We start from the raw sequence: 16,273 nt of genomic DNA on the forward strand, positions 1-16,273 counted from the left end.
CTGTGGATCGGAACGTACCTGATCGGACAGTTAACCCCCTGGATGCTCCAGAATCTTACCCCCGCCGGAACATTCTTCCTGTTCGCCGTTATGTGCGTACCGTATATGCTGATTGTCTGGAAACTCGTGCCGGAGACCACCGGGAAGTCGCTGGAAGAGATTGAAAGATATTGGACCCGTTCGGAATAGTAAAACAAAAAGACCTTAATAACTTAATAATAAAAGATGTATGGATTTTAAGAAACTGGCAAATCAATACAAGAATGAACTCTTGGATAATGTTCTTCCTTTCTGGCTTGAAAACTCACAAGATCATGAATATGGAGGCTACTTCACCTGTTTGGATCGTGAAGGAAGAGTTTTCGATACAGATAAATTTATCTGGCTGCAAGGCCGCGAAGTGTGGATGTTCTCTATGCTTTACAATAAAGTGGAAAAACGTAAGGAATGGCTGGATTGTGCCGTTCAAGGTGGTGAGTTTTTAAAAAAATATGGACATGATGGAGACTATAACTGGTATTTTTCCCTTGACCGTTTGGGTAGACCATTGGTAGAACCATACAATATCTTTTCATATACATTCGCTGCCATGGCTTTCGGGCAATTAAGCCTTGCAACCGGTAATCAGGAATATGCTGACATTGCCAAGAAAACCTTCGATATTATCCTTTCCAAAGTAGATAATCCGAAAGGTAAATGGAATAAACTTCATCCGGGCACTCGTAATCTAAAAAATTTTGCCCTGCCGATGATACTATGCAATCTTGCTATGGAAATTGAGCATATTTTAGGCAAGGACTATTTGGAACAAGCGATGGATACTTGTATTCATGAAGTTATGTCTGTCTTCTATCGTCCCGAACTTGGTGGTATCATTGTTGAGAATGTAGATGTGAATGGTAATCTGATAGATTGCTTTGAAGGACGGCAGATTACCCCTGGCCATGCGATTGAAGCCATGTGGTTTATAATGGATTTAGGGAAACGCCTAAACCGTCCGGAATTAATCGAAAAGGCTAAGAATATCACTCTTACAATGCTTGAATATGGTTGGGATAAAGAATATGGAGGTATCTACTATTTTATGGATCGTAACGGTTGTCCTCCCCAACAACTGGAATGGGACCAGAAACTCTGGTGGGTGCATATTGAAACACTCATATCTCTTCTGAAGAGTTATCAATTGACCGGAGATAACCAATGTCTGGAATGGTTTGAAAAAGTACACGATTATACATGGACCCATTTTAAAGATAAAGAGCATCCCGAATGGTATGGATACTTAAATCGGAGAGGTGAAGTGCTACTACCACTCAAAGGAGGAAAATGGAAAGGATGTTTCCATGTACCAAGAGGGTTATACCAATGCTGGAAAGTATTGGAACAGCTATAAACAATAATGGATATGTTAACCAATCTATATTAATAATCTAAAAATTAATTCTATGACAGAGTTTAACTCAAAAATCAAGAAGAACTCTCGTATATTGAAAATATTTATGTTTTCAATATACGCGCTATTTGCATGTGCTATCAGTAGTCATGCACAGAGTTTAGTGAAAGGAACTGTTACTGATGGTATAGGAGAACCGCTACCAGGAGTAAGTGTTGTCGTAAAAGGAACTACTAATGGCACTATTACAGATGTAAATGGAAAATATAGCATTCAGGCCACCGCAAAAGACATTTTATCATTCTCATATGTTGGAATGTCAGATCAGGAAATAAAGGTAGCAGGTCAGACGACCATTAATGTGGTTATGAAAGATGATGTGGCAGCTTTGGATGAAGTGATTGTGGTAGGATATGGTACTGCCAAGAAGCAATCTTTAACCGGAGCCGTATCTGCGGTGAAAGGCGACGAACTGCTGAAAGCACCGGCAACCAATGTGTCGAGTCTTTTAGGTGGACGTTTGCCAGGTATTTCATCTGTTCAAGTATCTGGTGAACCCGGAGACGATCAGGCTACATTACGAGTTCGTGGCTCTATTTATAATGTTACTTATATAGTAGACGGAATGCCTCGTTCTATTAATGATATTGACCCTAATGATATCGAAAGTGTATCTGTTTTGAAAGATGGAGCTTCTGCAGCTGTTTATGGATTAAAAGGAGCCGGTGGTGTTATTATTATAACTACAAAAAAAGGTCAGGAAGGAAAATCCAAAATCACTTATAATGGTTCAATAGGAGCATCTATGAATGCAAACTTCCCGCAGTTTATGAATGGACCTCAATTTGCATATTATTATAATATGGCTGACATGATGGATAAAATGGCTAATGGAAGCATTTCAAACATTAGTCAATATAATCCCGTTTTTACAAAGGCGAATGTGGAAGCTATGTTGAATGGTGATCCTACTGACGGATGGGATAATGTTAACTATATTGATAAAGTATTCGGAACCGGTATTAATCAGAAACACAATGTAACAATACAGGGAGGTAGTGATAAGATGCGTTACTTTGCTTCTGTGGGTTATTTAGGTCAAAAAGGTAACATTGACAATTTCTCTTACAAGAGATACAATTTAAGAACTAATCTTGAGACTCAACTGGCTAAGAACTTCCAGTTAAGTTTAGGTATTGCAGGAAATGTCGGTAAACGTGAAACTCCGGGATATGCTTCAGGCGGTACGGATTCTAATTCCGAATTGGGTGAACAAGGTTGGTTGTCAGTAGCTCATCAGACTATAATGATGCATCCCTATTTGCCGGAAACATATGACGGACTTTATACTGCTACTACACAGAATAACACAAGTCTGCCCAACAGTCCGTTGGCTGCTATTTATGAATCCGGATACAAGCATACCAATAGCTTTGATTTGCAGACCAACATCTCATTGCAATACAATGTGCCTTGGGTTAAAGGTTTGAGTGTAAAAGTAACCGGAGCTTATGACTATACAACTTCTCATAATAAGAATTTGAATACGCCTTACTCCACATATATACATAAAATGCCGACTTCGACAGCAGATTGGACTTGGTCTAAAGCAGACGATCCTCGCGGCACAGCAAATGGAATAAATTTAGGTGAAGGACAGTATAGTTCTCATCAAATGGTAGGCCAAGGAAGTATAAACTATGCAAGCTCCTTCGGAAAACATAATGTAGAAGCAATGGTATTGGCAGAAATCCGGGATTATAAAGAAAACAGTTTCTCCGGCTATAATAAGAACATGAGTTTCTCTGAACTACCAGAATTGAGCTTTGGACAACCGGCAGACTCTCCAATCTCGGGATACAGTGATGCAAATCGTAGTATTGGTTATGTTTTTCGTTTGAAATATGACTATGACAATAAGTATTTGGCAGAGTTTACAGGTCGATATGATGGTTCTTACAAATTTGCCGGCAATGTTAGTGGGAAACGTTGGGCATTCTTCCCGTCAGCGTCAGTAGCGTGGAGAATATCTAAAGAAGATTTTATGTCTAGTCTGACATTTCTGGATGATATGAAGATACGTGCATCTGTCGGTTTATTAGGAAACGATGCAGTGAGTCCGTATGCTTTCCTTAGTACTTACAATTTGATGGATGGTAACAAAAATGCATACCAGACAATTCTGAATGGAAAAGTAATGCAAGCATTACGCGCCTCTGTAATTGCCAATCCTACTCTAACTTGGGAGAACACCTTAACCTACAATGCAGGATTTGACTTTACGATGTGGAATGGTCTGTTGGGAATGGAGTTTGACGCATTCTATAATTATACCTATGATATTTTGACAGCAATGGGAGGCGATTACCCGCCATCTATGGGAGGATATTATTATACTTATGCCAACTATAATAAGGTGGATAGCAAAGGCGTTGAAGTAACGGTGAGCCATCGTAATAAATTAAACTTGGCAGGCAAGCCATTCTCCTATGGCGCAAGCTTCAATCTGACATTTGCAAGAAACCGTTATCTCCGTTATCCGGATAGTCCGAACACAGTAGAGTGGAGAAAACGCACAGGACGTAGTGTCGATGCTTCTGTTGTGTGGGTTGCAGATGGCTTATTCCGTTCAGAAGAAGAAATAAACAATTCAGCCTGGTATGGCACTCGTCCTAATGTCGGTGATATCAAATACAGAGATTTAAATGGTGATGGTAAAATAGACGAAGATGACAGAACACGTGTTGGACGTGGCAATCGTCCCGAATTAACTTACGGTTTGAACCTGAATTGTGCTTGGAATGGATTCGATTTAAGTGCACAATTTACTGGAGGTGCACTGTTTGATGTATCGTTGACAGGAACTTATTACAATGGATATGACGATAATACAGTCTGGACACAGGCATTTAAAGAAGGAGCCAACTCACCACTATATCTGGTTCAGAATGCATATACAGTAGAAAATCCGAATGGAACATTCCCACGACTTACACTGGGTAATCAAGGACACGGAGGAGATAATGGATTAGCTTCCACTTTCTGGTTGCGTAACGGTAGATACCTTCGTCTCAAATCCGCACAATTGGGTTACACATTCCCCAAGAGATGGATGAGTCCTGTCGGTATTCAGAATCTTAGAATTTATGTAGAAGGTTCTAATTTATTCACGATTTCCGGTCTTCCTGATGGAATCGATCCTGAATCTCCGGGAGTAAATAACGGATACTATCCTCAACAACGCACCATTATGGGCGGTATAACTTTGACTTTCTAAACCTTTAAAAGTTCTATTATGAAAACAAAAGTATTAAGTATCATATTGTTGGGAGCCTCTTTAGGGCTTGGCTCATGTAGTGATTATCTGGACATGACTCCAACAGACAGAGCATCAGATAAACTTGTATGGAGTAAACTCGACTATGCAGAACAGGCAGTCAACGATTTCTATCGCTATATAGATTATTTAGGAGCCTACAGGGATGGACAATGTTTGGCAGGAATGACAGAAGCTCTGACAGATCAGCTTAAATATGGTTCCTACAACTATATGGCTAAATGTCAGATACCTAGTGAAATTGCTTATGGAGGTTCTGTTCTCACAGTGAATTATGTTAGTACTTACCTTGGCAACTGGGGGACGATGTACGAATATGTGCGCCGTGTCAATGAAGGTATCAACAAATTAAAGAAATATGCTTCATTTGGTCAGGCTGATGAAGAACGCTTGGAAGCTGAAATGCGTTTCTTCAGAGGGTATCTCTATACAGATTTATTAAAGCGTTATAAAGAAGTGATTATATACGATGAGAATCTGGATAATATAAAAAAGGATATGCCAGTTAGTTCGGAAGCCGACGGATGGAATTTTGTATATAATGATCTAAAATATGCCGGTGAACATTTGCCTGTTGATAAAACTCCTAACGGACGTTTAACTAGCGGAGCTGCTTATGCAATGTTATCGAGAGCTATGTTGTATGCGGAAAGATGGGATGACGCTCGTATTGCAGCTGAAAAGGTGATGGGAATGGGTTATGAATTAGAAGCAAAAGAAGACTATTCAAATGCCTTTAAAGCAGGAAGCAAAGAAGCCATTCTACAATATTGTTATGATAAGAGTTCCACTGTGACTCATGACTTTGATGGATATATGGTTCCTGGAGGTGATAAAGCGCTCGACGGCAATTCCATGACTGGTGGATTCGGTACTCCGACACAAGAGATGGTTGAATCGTATGAATATGCAGATGGTAGTGGCTTCCCCGATTGGAGTGCATGGCATACTGCTGAAGGTACTACAACGACTCCTCCTTATGATAAACTAGAACCACGCTTTAAAGCTACCATTCTTTATAATGGAGCAACATGGAAAGGCAGACCGATAGAATCTTTCGTAAACGGTACTGATGGTTGGGCTGCATGGAAAACAGATGCCAAACCGGAAGGACGTTCTACTACCGGGTATTATTTACGTAAACTGGTAGATGAAGCTCATAATTTTACTTCCATACAAGCCAGTACACAGCCATGGACAGAAATTCGTTACGCAGAGGTATTACTGAATCATGCAGAAGCATGTTATCATCTGAATGGCTATACGGATAAGGCAAATAAAGACATAAAAGATATTCGTAACAGAGTGGGATTGTCTTACACAGACAAAAGTGGGGATGATTTAATGAAAGCCATCCGTCAGGAACGCAAAGTAGAACTTGCTTATGAAGGACATTATTATTGGGACATGCGTCGTTGGAAATTATCTGCGACAGCATTTACCGGTATTCGTCTTCATGGAATGAAAATAGAGAAAAATGCAAATGGGTCTTTCACTTACATTTATACAGAATGTGATGATAAAGATCGTAATTTCCCGACTAAGATGTATCGTTTCCCAATGCCACAGGCAGAGTTGGACAATAACGGTGCGGTAACTCAATATGCAGAATGGCAATAAATCTAAAATGAAAACATTATGAAAAAGAATATATTATATCTATTATTAGGGATTTTGGCTCTCACGAGTTCTTGCCAGGATCCGGAATATGTGCTTCCTACTGCGGACAGACAGGGAATCACGAGCTTGACTGCACTCTTTACTTCTGGGCCATACGTGGATAAAGAGGCTGTGGTATATACTATTGCAGATGCTTCTGTAGATAAGTATGTAATTCCTATGCCATGGTATTATCCGGAAAATAGTGATAATGAAACTTCAGAATATATGAAAGCGATGAGGATTCAGGCAAAGTTGGCACCAAACTGTACTATTGAACCGGTTCTTTCAATTCTCGATCTGACTAAAGAGAATTATTTCACTTATACAGACGCTCAAGGATATAAGAAACAAATCTGCATCACAGGCGAAAGAGTTAAGTCTACTAAGTGTCAGTTATTAAGTTTCTCAATACCGTCTGAAGACATTACAGGCATTATTGATGAAGACCACAAAACTGTATCTTTAATCTCTGCGGAAGATTTATCTTCTTGCTTGGCAGATTATTCACTGTCGGCTCATGCGACCATGTCACCGGATCCTAAAACAGAGCCTCTTAATTTTAATTCACCTGTTGAGCTTACAGTGATTGCTCACGATGGAGTGACAAAGCAAACTTATACTATTCAAAAAGCAGTACCGGATAAGATTCCTTACGGATATAGAAAAGGTAGTGAGACAGAATTATTTAAATTGGATATGGGAGTTATCGGCTTACCTTGGACTGGAGCAAATGCACCTTCTTTAGCTGTTTCCGGAAATAATCTGGTAGTTTGCTTGGGTGATGGTACCACAACTCCTGCATATTACAATGCATCTACGGGAAATAAGATTGGTAATGTAACTTTGGGTAGTGTGAGTGTTGCATCTTTAGGATGTATGACAAGTGATAGTAGGGGAAATATATTATTAGCAACGAAGGCTACTAATGGCAAGTCTTTCTCAATCTATAAGACTTCTTCTGTTACGACTGCTCCAACTTTATTGACTACTTATACTAATAATACAGGGTTAGATATGGGTACGAAAGTGTCTGTTCAAGGAGATATTAATACTAATGCCTCTATTATTGCTACTTGTGACGGAACAGCCAGTTCAGGTTCCAATAAGTTTGTTCGTTGGATTATAACAGACGGTGTATTGGGAAGTCCTCAAGTAGTAACAGTGAATGGTGTAGGTAATTGGGGAGCTCCCGCATCAAACACTAAAGTTGTGACTAAAGGAACTACTGCTCAAAGTGATTATTTTTTGTCATACTATGATTCTAACATTCTTTATTGGGTGAATGGAACAAATAATAATGCAAGTAAATCTCTGGAAGACTCCGACAATGGTAATTCTTGGGCAATGAATAACAACTGTCTGGATACAAGAAGCTTTAATAATGCACAATATCTTGTATTGGTATGTACAGCTCATTTCCCGCAATGGGGTGGAACTCCATGCTTATATATGTATGATGTAACGTCAGACGGATCATTCACTGGTACAATATCTACTTCAGATGCTCTGTCATTCAATCCTTCACTTTCCTCATACAATTCATCCGATGGTGTAGCTGCAACAGGTGATGTATTGCTTGCTCCGACAACAGATGGATATAAGCTCCGTGCTTACTACGTGGATAACAACTGTAAGGTTATCGGAGGATATGAGTTTGATTGTATCGACAAATAATTAATTGATCTCTTTATCTCATATATGATGAGAAAATACCCATTCATCATATATGGGATAAAAAAATCTGTAAATCATTTAAAGGAGTAGCTATATGTCAACAAAGAAAAAAATGTTATGGTTATTATCATTACTGCCTTTTTTCATAGCATGTGGTGATGATAACACTGATATCCCGGATTGGCCATGGGCGGAGCCGGAGACTCCAACTGAACCTGTTGAAGCCAATCCTGATATTGTAAATTTAGGCTGGACCAATGTGAAAAGCACTTATGGAACCTTGCCTGAACATATCAACGTATATAAATCACCAGAAACACTGGAAGGCAAAAAAGCGATAGCTTATATTGCGGTAGGTGATATGAGTAAGGCAGCATTTGGTGTATTAGGAGAAAAGACTGGATTGAAAAAGCCAAAAGAATTTTATGAAGAGAACAACTCCACAATTGTAATCAATGGAGGTTTCTTCTATGAGGGGTCATTAAGCCTAATATGGCGTAACGGTGAAATGGTGTGTAAGAACAATAATGTAACAGCAGAAGATTGGACTAACGGTCCATTCTGGTATCCTGTATTAGCTGCATTCTGTGAAATGAATGATGGCTCATTCAAATCAATGTGGACTTACACAACACTATCCAATGTTACTTATTGGTATTCAGAGCCCTCACCGGTAAAATCAGAAACAACTCCTGACGAAAATTTTCCGTCTACAGGAACTGTCTTAAATGCTAAAACAGGAATAGGCGGTGGCCCCGTACTTCTGTTGGATGGAAACATAAAGAATACATACGAAGAAGAAATTTTATCAGATATTGGCGCCACGGTGAACAGACCTCGTTCGGCTATTGGTATCACCAATGATAAGAAAATGATTCTTTTTGTGTGTGAAGGAGATGGAATGACAACGGGAGTTGCCGGTATGACCACCGAAAATGTAGCTAATATCATGAAAACACTGGGATGTACGGATGCTATCAATTTGGATGGCGGTGGTTCCAGTTGCATGTTAGTCAATGGGCAAGAGACTATCAAGACAAGTGACTCCAGCGGAGACGAAAGATCCGTAGCATCAGTAGTCACTCTTAAATAAAAAATGTACTGCGGATATATCAGGCAGTATATACCTAATAAAACAAGTATGATATGAGAAAATTTCTAAAAATACTAATACTGACTTTCTTGGGAGCAGTTACAATAACCTCCTGTAGTGATGATTCTGATGGAATTCCCGGATGGCCGTGGAACGATAATTCGACAGAAAAGCCGGACGAGCCGGATGTTGCAGAAGCTAAGCCACGATATATTTGGATTGATGCGGCTGCTAATTTTCCTGACTATGCCAATAGTAAGGAAAACATAGCCAAAGATATGGAAAAGATAAAAGCGGCAGGATTCACTGATATTATTGTCGATGTACGTCCCACTACAGGAGATGTATTATTCAATACTAATGTTGTAGATCAGGTGAAACGTATGGATGTATGGGGTAATTCCGGATATAGTTATTATGAAAGGACGGAAACTTGGGATTATTTACAGGCATTTATTGAGGAGGCTCGTATACAAGGATTAAAAGTGAATGCTTCTATCAATACATTTGTAGGAGGCTATTTATGTCCGTATAATTTAGGACATGATGGAGTCTTGTTCCGTGATGAATCAAAAAAAGGATGGGCTAGTGTAGCTAATCTAGCTGACGGGCTAACCAATACGATGGATTTGTTGGACGATGAAACCGATTATGGAGCGAAATTTTTCAATCCCGCTAATGATGATGTACAAAACTTTGTTTTACAGTTGTTGGCCGACTTGGCTAAATATGATTTGGATGGCATCATATTGGATCGTTGTCGTTATGATGACTATGGCTTAGAAAGCGATTTTTCAGATATTTCCAAACAGAAGTTCGAAGAATACATCGGTGAAACTGTAGCAAACTTCCCGGCAGATATTATGGCACCCGGTACGGATGAAATACCTTCTGACCAGCCTGTTTATTTTAAGAAGTGGTTGGAATTCAGAGCGAAAGTTATTCATGATTTCATAGTAAAGGCACGCGAGAAAGTTAAATCTGTCAATAACAATATCAAGTTTGGAGTTTATGTTGGTGCCTGGTATTCAACATACTATACATCAGGCGTGAACTGGGCCAGCCCTAAATACAACACCTCCGCTTATTATCCGAAATGGGCTACTTCCGATTATAAGAATTATGGATATGCGGACCATTTGGACTATATCTTTTTGGGTGCTTATGCTTCCGTGAACAATATATATGGAAGTGGCGAATGGACCATGGAAGGTTTTTGTAAGAATGGACGTGAACTGTTACAAGGAGATGTACCTTTTGCAGGCGGACCAGATATCGGTAACAGTACCGGATGGACTGACGGAGGACAATCTGCAAAAATTCCGGATACTATTGATGCTTGTATCAGTAATAGTGACGGCTTCTTTGCCTTCGACCTTTGCCACGTTAAGAAATACGACTATTGGAACGCTTTTAAAACAGGCTTTGATAAATATCTGGAATCTATCGAAGAATGAGGTTTGAACTAACCAACTAATTATGAAAATATATTTATTACAATTCTTTTTATTAATAGGTCTGGGCTTGAATTTACAAGCCCAGATTCCTTCTAACCCTATTCGCGGGAAAGTAACCTGTAATGGGACAGGAGTCCCGGGGGTAGTAGTGACCGACGGAATAGACTGTGTTTTGACTGACCAGCAAGGCCAATATACTCTCCCCCCTAATAGGGATGTTCGTTTCATTTATTTATCCACTCCTTCCGGATATTTACCGAAAACAGAACAAACAATACCTTTATTCTATCAGAAGCTGAATCCGGCCAAGCAAGATATTTACGACTTCGAATTGGTAAGAAATCCGCAAAATGAGATCAATCATTTGTTTTTGGTGCAGGCAGATGCGCAGGTTACTTCCGAAGATGACGTAAAGGCTTATGCTAAATATCTGCAAGATATGAAAGAATATATTCGTCCGTATATGGGCAAAAAAGAAGTATTCGGCATAGATTGTGGGGATATCGTAGGAGATACTCCTTCTTTATATCCTTCCTATATAGATACGGTATCATCATTAGAGATTCCCATCTATCGGGCAATTGGTAATCACGACATGACGTATGGAGGGCGTACTTTTGAATATTCTTATCGCACTTTCGAAAGTTATTTCGGTCCTATCTACTATTCATTAAATAAAGGTAATGCTCATTATATCGTGCTTGACAATTGCTTTTATGTCAACCGTGATTATCAATATATAGGTTACATTGATGAACGTACTTTCCAATGGCTGGAGAAAGACCTCTCTTATGTGCCAAAAGACAAACTTGTCTTTGTAGTGATGCATATTCCTTCCAGTCTTCAGAAGAAGCTAAGATATAACACGCTAGATCAAGATGAAACGGTCAATACAGCTGCACTATATAAATTATTGGAAGGTTATAATGCCCACATCATTTCCGGACATACACATTTTAATGTAAACGTATGTTTTAATGACTCATTAATGGAACATAACACAGCTGCCGTATGCGGTACTTGGTGGCGTGCAGATATTAATGTGGATGGTACTCCGAGGGGATATGGGGTATATGAAGTAGACGGGAACCAAGTGAAATGGCTATATAAAAGTGCAGGCTACCCGAAAGAGCATCAATTACATGTATATCAGGCCGGATCATCTGACGAGTACCCTTCCGATATTATTGCTAACGTATGGAACTGGGATGAACAGTGGAAAGTGGAATGGTATGAAAACGGAAAGCGAATGGGAGAAATGCAACGCTACAAAGGATATGATCCTGCAGCCAAAGCAATCTGTTCTGACAAAGAAAAGGTGAAATATGAATGGATTTCCCCAGTTCTTACCGAACATCTATTTCATGCTACTCCCCGTAATAAAAATGCTAAAATAGAAGTGAAAGTAACAGATCGCTTCGGCAATGTGTATACTGAAGCTGTCGAAAACAAATAAGAATCATATGTTGAAAGCCAAATATTTTATATTATTGATATGCTTCTCCTTTCTCCTGAAAACAGAAGCGAAAGTAACCCTTACTTCCATTTGGGGGGATAATATGGTGTTACAGCAACAATCGGAAGTTACTTTTTCCGGAACAGCGACTTCGGGAAAACGTGTGCAGGCTACCGCTTCATGGAATAATAAAAAAATCCAAACGAATGTTGATGCAAAAGGTGAATGGAAACTTTCTCTCCAAACACCGGTAGCTGGAGGTCCGTATAGTATTACGTTCTCGGATGGAGAGGACCTCACATTGCAGAATATTTTAATAGGAGAAGTCTGGTTCTGTTCCGGACAGTCGAATATGGAAATGCCAGTGAAAGGATTCCGTGGACAGCCTGTGTTTGGTTCCCAGCCATACATTGTATCTGCTAATCCCAAACGTCCACTGCGTCTCTATACTGTAAAAAATGCCTGGAGTACCATTCCACAGGAAGCTGGGGTGGACGGAGAATGGAAAGAAGCCTCTCCGGAAGATGTTGCTGATTTCAGTGCAACTGCCTATTTCTTTGGCAATCAGTTACAGCAATCTTTGGATGTTCCTGTCGGTCTGATACATTGTTCCTGGAGCATGTCAAAAATAGAGGCTTGGATGAATAAAGAGACTTTATCGGGCTTTCCGGAAATAGCATTGCCTGATGTAATACAGAGAGAGTTCGGGTGGACGGCAGGGACTCCTACATTATTGTGGAATGCAATGGTGAATCCATGGAAAGGATTTCCTGTTAAAGGAGTGATTTGGTATCAAGGTGAAGCAAACACACCCGATCCCGGATTATATAAGAGATTATTTCCTGCAATGGTTTCTCAATGGAGAACATTCTTCAACAATCCCCAAATGCCATTTTATTACGTACAGATTGCACCATGGAAATCGGAAGGCAATGATAAACTGGATTGGGCTTGGTTCCGCCAGTGTCAGTTGGAGTTGATGTCAGCTGTTCCAAATGTTGGAATGGTGACCACAGGTGATGCCGGGAGTGAAAACTTTATTCATTCGCCCTATAAGATAAAGGTCGGTGAACGACTGGCTTATTGGGCATTGGCAAAAACGTATCATCGTAAAGGTATTCAATATTCCGGTCCTATATACAAATCCCACCGAGTAAAAGGGAATGTAGTAGAAATAGACTTTGAACATGGTGAAGAAGGATTGATCCCGGAAAATCAAAACGTGAAAGGATTTGAAATAGTGGGGACGGATGGTATATTCCGACCGGCCAAAGCGGAAATTATCAATGGTTCTTCTACTGTAGAGGTCTGGAATGATTCGATCAATGCCCCCATAGAGGTACGTTATTGTTTCCGGAATTATATGTTGGGAGAATTATGCAATAATGCGGCTATTCCTGCTTCTCCTTTCCGGATTGTAATCAAAAAGAAACCTGCGTTAATGTGGTTCGATGCCGAAGCTAACTTCGAACGTTTCAGCCATAAAGACTCGATTGACTATTATTTGGAGAAAATCAAATCAGTAGGTTTCACTCATGCAATAGTGGATATACGGCCCATTACGGGAGAAGTACTTTATCAAAGTCAGTTTGCCCCACAAATGAAAGAGTGGAAAGGCGCAAAGGCCGGGAATTTTGATTATTTGCAATACTTCATTAAAAAAGGGCACGAATTGGGTCTTGAGGTTCATGCTTCATTAAATGTATTCTGTGCCGGGCATAATTATTTCGATCGTGGAATGGTATACAGCGGACATCCGGAATGGGCATCCATGGTGTATACTCCCGAGAAAGGTATTATTCCGATTACGGAAGAAAAACATAAATATGGTGCTATGATCAATCCTTTGAACGAGGAATATCGTACGCATATTCTAAATGTACTGAAAGAAGTGGTGACCAAATACTCTGATTTGGACGGTTTGATGCTCGATCGTGTACGTTATGATGGTATAACAGCCGACTTCTCACCGCTGTCACGTGAAAAGTTTGAAGCATATATAGGTAAGAAAGTGGCGAAGTTCCCCGAAGATATTTTTGTTTGGAAGAAGAATACGGATGGAAAGTTTATCACACAACCGGGAAAGTATTTCCAGAAATGGATGGAATGGAGAACGAAAAACATTACTGATTTTATGGCATTGGCACGTAAGGAAGTGAAAGCCGCCAATCCAAAAGTTTCTTTCGGCACATATACCGGAGCTTGGTATCCGTCTTACTATGAAGTGGGAGTTAATTTCGCCAGCAAAAAGTATGATCCGGCTAAAGACTTCAGTTGGGCCACTCCCGAATATAAAAATTACGGATACGCGGAACTGATCGATTTGTATGCAACCGGAAATTACTATACAGACATAACGATAGAGGAATACAAGAAAACGAACCGCAACATCTGGAACGAGACTGATTCGCAGGCTCAAGCCGGTACATGGTACTGTGTAGAAGGTTCCTGTCAGCACTTGCGTCAGATTCTTAAAGACAACAAGTTTATGGGCGGCATCTTGGTGGATCAGTTCTATGATAATCCGGGGAAATTATCCGAAACAATAGAGATGAACCTTCGTCGATCGGATGGACTAATGGTATTCGATATAGTACACATCATCCAAAAGAATCTTTGGAAAGAAGTAGAAAAAGGAATGCGCGAGGGGGGAGCTTTATGAACAACAGAGCTTTAGCTTTAGATGCCTTACGGGGATATGCAATTATTACGATGGTGCTTTCGGCTACCATCGTAACGCATGTTCTTCCCGGTTGGATGAGTCATGCTCAAACGCCTCCGCCAGATCATGTGTTTAATCCTCTGTTGCCCGGTATTACTTGGGTAGATCTTGTGTTTCCTTTTTTCCTGTTCGCTATGGGAGCCGCGTTTCCTTTTTCCATAAGGAAGCGTGCTGAAAAAGGTGATTCAAAATTAAAACTTGTTTATGAAGCTGTCAAACGGGGGATTCAGTTGACTTTCTTTGCTATTTTCATCCAGCATTTTTATCCGTATATGTTAAGTTCTCCGCAGGATATCAGAGCATGGCTGCTGGCTATACTCTGTTTTGCTGTTCTATTTCCCATGTTCATGCGCATTCCTTTGAAAATGCCGGATTGGGTACATATTTCAATAAAAGTGGGAGCTTACATTGTCGCTGCCATTATGTTGGCTACCACTTCTTATGCGGATGGGAAAACATTCAGTTTATTCTCCAGCAACATTATCATTTTGCTGTTGGCTAATATGGCTATTTTCGGTTCTATCCTTTACATTTTCACAATGCATAATCGTTGGATGCGTTTAGGAATTCTGATATTGCTGATGGCTATGATAGTAGGGAGTACGGTTGACGGTTCGTGGACACAGAGTGTATTTAATTATACTCCTCTGCCGTGGATGTATCGGTTTGATTATTTGAAATACTTATTTATCGTTATTCCCGGCAGTATAGCCGGGGAGTATTTAGCGGAGTGGATGAAAGCATATCAAAAAGAGACGGATGATTATGCTACATCTCCTTATCGTAAAATGAGTATTATGTTGATGATATTATCCGTTGTTATCATCATTAGCAATCTTTACGGTCTATACACTCGTAATTTGGTTGTCAACCTTGTGTTTACTGTTTTATTGTTATTAGCTGGTAAGTGTATATTTCCACGTAAAGTGGATGGAATAGCTTTATTATGGAGAAAGTTGTTTAACGCAGGGGCATATTTACTTCTTCTGGGTTTGTGCTTTGAGCCTTTCCAGGATGGTATTAAAAAAGATCCAACTACTTTTAGTTATTTCTTTGTCACTTCCGGACTGGCTTTTCTAGCTCTTTTATTTCTAAGTATCGTTTGTGATTATTTCCGGTGTGTGAAAAGTACTCGTTTTTTGGTGATGTCCGGTCAGAATCCGATGATAGCTTATGTGGTCGGCGATTTGTTGATTATGCCATTGGCTAATATACTTGGAATTGCTTCATTATTATCTTATTTTCAACAAAATGCCTGGTTGGGATTTCTTCAGGGAGCAATCCTTACTTCTTTAGCTGTTTTAGTAACTATGTTCTTCACAAAAATCAAGTGGTTTTGGAGAACATAAATATCAATATGATTAGTTTATATCAAATTGATCGACATATTGTCGTTCTTTCTTTGATTTTATTATTTCTCACTTTTTGTAAATGAGAGAAAGTAGAAAGAGAAAACAATAAAATACGGTATTTATATGC

The 16,273-nt window shown here is 39.7% G+C and carries 10 protein-coding genes; all 10 read left to right on the forward strand.

Annotated features, from left to right (window positions below; all coding sequences use genetic code 11):
• Positions 1 to 189, forward strand: a 189-nt coding sequence (locus tag DWZ47_RS23205; RefSeq protein WP_147330794.1) for an MFS transporter, incomplete at its 5' end; no start/stop codon positions are given.
• 40 nt (positions 190 to 229) lie between these two features.
• Complete coding sequence (locus tag DWZ47_RS23210; RefSeq protein ID WP_117514842.1) at positions 230 to 1,393, forward strand: AGE family epimerase/isomerase; 1,164 nt, start codon at positions 230 to 232, stop codon at positions 1,391 to 1,393.
• 52 nt (positions 1,394 to 1,445) lie between these two features.
• Complete coding sequence (locus tag DWZ47_RS23215; protein WP_117514843.1) at positions 1,446 to 4,670, forward strand: SusC/RagA family TonB-linked outer membrane protein; 3,225 nt, start codon at positions 1,446 to 1,448, stop codon at positions 4,668 to 4,670.
• An 18-nt stretch (positions 4,671 to 4,688) separates the two neighbouring features.
• Entirely contained in the window at positions 4,689 to 6,350 is a 1,662-nt protein-coding gene (locus DWZ47_RS23220) for a RagB/SusD family nutrient uptake outer membrane protein (RefSeq protein WP_008644147.1), read from the forward strand.
• Between the two features lie 18 nt (positions 6,351 to 6,368).
• Positions 6,369 to 8,066 (forward strand): DUF5018 domain-containing protein, encoded by a 1,698-nt coding sequence (locus DWZ47_RS23225; RefSeq protein ID WP_004308394.1) that lies wholly within the window; start codon positions 6,369 to 6,371, stop codon positions 8,064 to 8,066.
• Between the two features lie 94 nt (positions 8,067 to 8,160).
• A complete protein-coding gene (locus DWZ47_RS23230; RefSeq protein ID WP_117514845.1) occupies positions 8,161 to 9,159 on the forward strand; it encodes a phosphodiester glycosidase family protein in 999 nt (332 codons plus the stop codon).
• Between the two features lie 53 nt (positions 9,160 to 9,212).
• Entirely contained in the window at positions 9,213 to 10,616 is a 1,404-nt protein-coding gene (locus DWZ47_RS23235; RefSeq protein WP_008644145.1) for an alpha amylase family protein, read from the forward strand.
• A gap of 22 nt (positions 10,617 to 10,638) precedes the next feature.
• On the forward strand, positions 10,639 to 12,072 hold the full coding sequence (locus DWZ47_RS23240) for a calcineurin-like phosphoesterase C-terminal domain-containing protein (protein ID WP_004297569.1): 1,434 nt from the start codon (positions 10,639 to 10,641) through the stop codon (positions 12,070 to 12,072).
• A gap of 7 nt (positions 12,073 to 12,079) precedes the next feature.
• Entirely contained in the window at positions 12,080 to 14,734 is a 2,655-nt protein-coding gene (locus DWZ47_RS23245; protein ID WP_061448114.1) for an alpha amylase family protein, read from the forward strand.
• Positions 14,731 to 16,143, forward strand: coding sequence for a DUF5009 domain-containing protein (locus DWZ47_RS23250; protein ID WP_004307221.1), 1,413 nt, complete (start codon positions 14,731 to 14,733; stop codon positions 16,141 to 16,143). The genes DWZ47_RS23245 and DWZ47_RS23250 overlap by 4 nt, the downstream gene beginning before the upstream one ends.
• The last annotated feature ends 130 nt before the right edge of the window (positions 16,144 to 16,273 follow it).

This window comes from Bacteroides sp. AF32-8BH (assembly GCF_003435205.1).
Taxonomy (GTDB): Bacteria; Bacteroidota; Bacteroidia; order Bacteroidales; family Bacteroidaceae; genus Bacteroides; species Bacteroides ovatus.